General features: G+C 46.7%; 3 protein-coding genes and 1 pseudogene. 3 read left to right on the top strand and 1 reads right to left on the bottom strand.

Features of this window, described 5'->3' with window-relative positions:
* Positions 1–910 (top strand): DMT family transporter (locus tag RMO79_RS06925; RefSeq protein WP_310482352.1); only part of this gene is annotated, 910 nt, incomplete at its 5' end.
* 131 nt (positions 911–1,041) lie between these two features.
* Here the strand turns inward: RMO79_RS06925 and crtD are convergent.
* A complete protein-coding gene (gene crtD / locus RMO79_RS06920; RefSeq protein ID WP_310482351.1) occupies positions 1,042–2,613 on the bottom strand; it encodes a C-3',4' desaturase CrtD in 1,572 nt (523 codons plus the stop codon).
* Positions 2,614–2,973: 360 nt separating this feature from the next.
* Between crtD and RMO79_RS06915 the strand changes: the two genes are divergently transcribed.
* Entirely contained in the window at positions 2,974–3,177 is a 204-nt protein-coding gene (locus tag RMO79_RS06915) for a hypothetical protein (protein ID WP_310482350.1), read from the top strand.
* Positions 3,178–3,429: 252 nt separating this feature from the next.
* Positions 3,430–3,609: pseudogene (locus RMO79_RS06910) on the top strand (photosystem II q(b) protein); the annotation flags it as partial.

Raw genomic sequence — 3,609 nt, 5'->3', positions numbered from 1 at the left:
TGCTACTCAGTTTGTGAATGGCCACAATCCAATTTCTTTGTGCAATGTTCTATTTGTTGGCAATGTCTGTGCATTGGGTTTGATGATGATAGTGTATCGCCATCAATTAACTGCTGAGAATTTCGGCAATATTTCCAAAGTAGAATGGATAAATCTCACGATTGTGGCGATCTTATCGGGTGCTTTAGCTCCAGCAGCAATTTTTAGAGCGTTAGCACTATCACCTGTAAATAACATCATTTTATTAGGGCGATTAGAAGTCCCGTTGATTTTAATTTTATCTAGAATCATCCTCCAAGAACGCCTCAATCGGTATCAAAAAATCGGGGCGTTTGTTGTCCTAATCGGGATCGTAGTTGCAGTAATTGGAGATCGATCGGACTTGTCAAAGTCTGGATTGATGATTGGTACAGGCGAAATTCTGACCATTACTGCGGCTGTAGTCTCGGCGATTGCTACTCTGATTAATAAGCAAAAGTTGTCAGATATTCCAGTTGGAATCTATGGGATTTTCAGGACAGGGCTAGGATCGATCGTCTTTTTTGTCTTTGCCGTTATTTTATATGGATCTGGACATTTTGCCGAGATGTTTTCGCCGTTTTTATGGCAGTGGATGTTGATTTATGGCGGGATAATTGTCGTGGTGGGACAATCGTTATGGATTAAGGGTTCGCGGGAATCTTCCCTCACTGTAGCAACAATTGTTTCATGCTTTCATCCGATCGCCGGAATGCTATTTGCTTACTGGATTTTGGCAGAGCTACCGACAATGCTGCAAGTTATTGGCAGCATTATCTTACTGACAGGATTACTCCTAAGTCAAATCAAAAGCGATCGTCAAAAACTAACTTCAAAGCCATCTGAGCTGCATTCTAGCGATCGAGATGGCGGTGGCTTTGAGGGATTCTAGTACTCAAGACAAGATTGTAATTAATTTGTCGATCGATAATTGCAGTCTCTCACTTTTTTAAATAGCCCTCAGATTATCTTGTCTCTGGTGCGTTATCCTGCGGAGTAACACACCCTACTTCTTCTTACTCCTTACTCCTTCCTCCCCACCTCCTGCTCGATCTGTCTGACGACAGTTAATGCCGAGTAGCTCACTCCCGCCGTACCCTCGCCGGGATGGGTGGAATCGCCTACCATCCACAATCCGGCTACGGGAATGCGCGTTGCAAAGCCAAATGGCCCAAAAGTCGATACTCGTTGTCCGATGCCGCCGACGATGCCGCGATCGCGTCCAGTATAATACTCGAAAGTTCGTGGCGTGCCAGCTTCAGTTACGATAATATTTTCTGGCGAGAGATCGAAATATTCGCCTAATTTAGCAATCGCGGTAGCGGTATACTCAGCCTTCATCGCTGCATAATCTACCCCCTCGCCGTACCATTTATTCGGATCGACAAATGAGGACGCAATAATTGTCGCGTTGCCCTCTGGTGCCCTGCCATCTCCAGCATGACTGACAGAGACAAACAGCGAATTATTTTCGCCGATGATGCCGTCGTAATCGTAGAGGAATTGTAAATGCGGCGGACATTCTGCTGGAATCGCGCTCTGTTTGACTCCCAAATAGACGACGAATGCCCCCGAAGCTTGGGGTAATGTTTTTACGCGCGATCGATAGCCATCGATGCTCCAAGGGAGCGGCTTCGCCAACGATAATAACGGGATAGGATTAGACTTAGGAGCCGCATCGCCGAGCAATCTGACCAAATCTTGGGCTGTGACGTTTGCCACCACCTCAGCGGCGGTTTCCGTGTAGTTTGCGCCCGTTTTCTGGTTGCGGATCGTCACGCCAGTTACGCCAGCCTCATCGCATTCGATCGCCTCGACCGTATGCCGCATCAGTAATTTACCACCATCCCGCTCTAGCGATGCCACCAACCGATCGCTCAATACCTGCATACTCCCCTGAAGGTGGTACAGTCCTTGCGGGGTCTGCGACACACCTAGAGCCGTTGCGGCATATAATAAGGCGGTATCGGCTGCCGTCACCTGAGAGTAAAGTTTTAATTGCAAATCGAGAAATGTTTGCAACCGTTTATCCCCACTCAATCCAAACCATTTGAGCGCGTCGCCGACGGTAGAGAGGGTAAATGGGACGGTAATGAGCGTATCGAGCCGCAGTGCGCCGACTAACTGCGTTATGTCCCATAAATTACGCGGGGGTAAAATCGGATCGCGACTTTGAAATTGCCAGCTAGCTGCAAATAACTGTTGTAAAAAGTGCCAAAAGGGTTCGCTACCAGGGAATTGCTGCTGGCGTTCGGCTTGCCATCGCAGCGGATCGCACCAAACATTAATTGGCATAGTTTCGCCCGGTAAAAATACCGCACAAGCCGGATCGCACGGTGTCGCTGGGGGTAACTCGATTTCTAATTCGCTGAAAATTCGGTGATGGATGCCACCTGGTTCTAACCCCGCGACTTGGGTAGCTCCGACATCGAAGGTAAAGCCTTTGCGCTTAAACGTAGATGCACAGCCACCTGGGACGATCGCCCGATCGAAGATCGTCACTTCATAGCCCCGTTTTGCCAGCAATGCGCCCGCCGTCAATCCACCGATGCCCGCACCAATAACTACAACTTTCGGAAGAGACGACTTTGGCATATCTGCGATCGCAATAATAAGACTTGACGTTATTATCTTAACATTTCTACACGATTGGCGCAGCGGCTGGCTCTGATGGTCTATAGCGGATGGAGATAAATTAAAATAAGATTCACTCGATCGGCTCAAATCTTATTGCTGAACGGGTTGTAACGCTCGATTGTCGATAAATTCCGGCGATTGTAATTTAAGTTCTGGGAATGTAGCGTTAGAATGTTGGGAGTAGAAGCACCCAGCTAAGATACTTATAAATTAAGTTTACCGATTTCATCAAAGTTGGTAACAATCTTAGCCGTACTTTTGCGGAAAAAGTAATATGCTCATTGTAGACATCGAGAAGCGATTATTAGGAGAATATACATGACTTTTACCTCAGTTGCCTCTAACAACACTCACGATAACGTTGCCGAGCAAACTGCTCTCAACATCGTCAAACTGTCCAAAATTTCGATCGCGGCTTCACTATCGATCGTCGGTCTGACCTTGTTACAAAATTTACTGTGGACTTCAGCCTCTTACCCCGCTGAAATTCCCCACCCTCATGCGGCGACCGCTACTAAGTAGCCAAAACAGTTCGCTATCCTCAATTTAGCTTGCCTCAGAACCAATTTTTAATATCTAGCAGCACTCGATCGCAACTCTCATAAATGCGATCGAGTGCTGTTTTTTAGGCAGCTCCAGACACTGATAACTAAACCTGATGACCCTCATCAGTTCTCTGAATATGAGAAAGGTTTACAAACATTAACAATCGGGTTAAATTAGGTTCATACATAAAAAACATCCCGTTCCACTAGGAACAACAGCAATTATCACATGACCACAACCTTACAACGCACCCAGAACGCGAACGTCTGGGAAAGATTTTGTAGCTGGATCGCATCCACTGAAAACCGGATTTACATCGGTTGGTTCGGTGTACTGATGGTTCCTACACTTCTTTCTGCAACAATCTGTTTCATCATCGCTTTCATCGCTGCTCCCCCAGTGGACATC

The sequence above is a fragment of the Chamaesiphon sp. VAR_48_metabat_403 genome (assembly GCF_031422475.1).
Taxonomy (GTDB): Bacteria; Cyanobacteriota; Cyanobacteriia; order Cyanobacteriales; family Chamaesiphonaceae; genus Chamaesiphon.
The sequence above is the reverse complement of the archived record's forward strand: the minus strand, read 5'-3'. Positions and strand labels throughout refer to the sequence as shown.

Excerpts from the sequence above, each read along its gene's own strand:
- crtD (WP_310482351.1), bottom strand. The coding sequence starts at position 2,613 with ATGCCAAAGTCGTCTCTTCCGAAAGTTGTAGTTATTGGTGCGGGCATC.
- RMO79_RS06915 (WP_310482350.1), top strand. The coding sequence starts at position 2,974 with ATGACTTTTACCTCAGTTGCCTCTAACAACACTCACGATAACGTTGCC.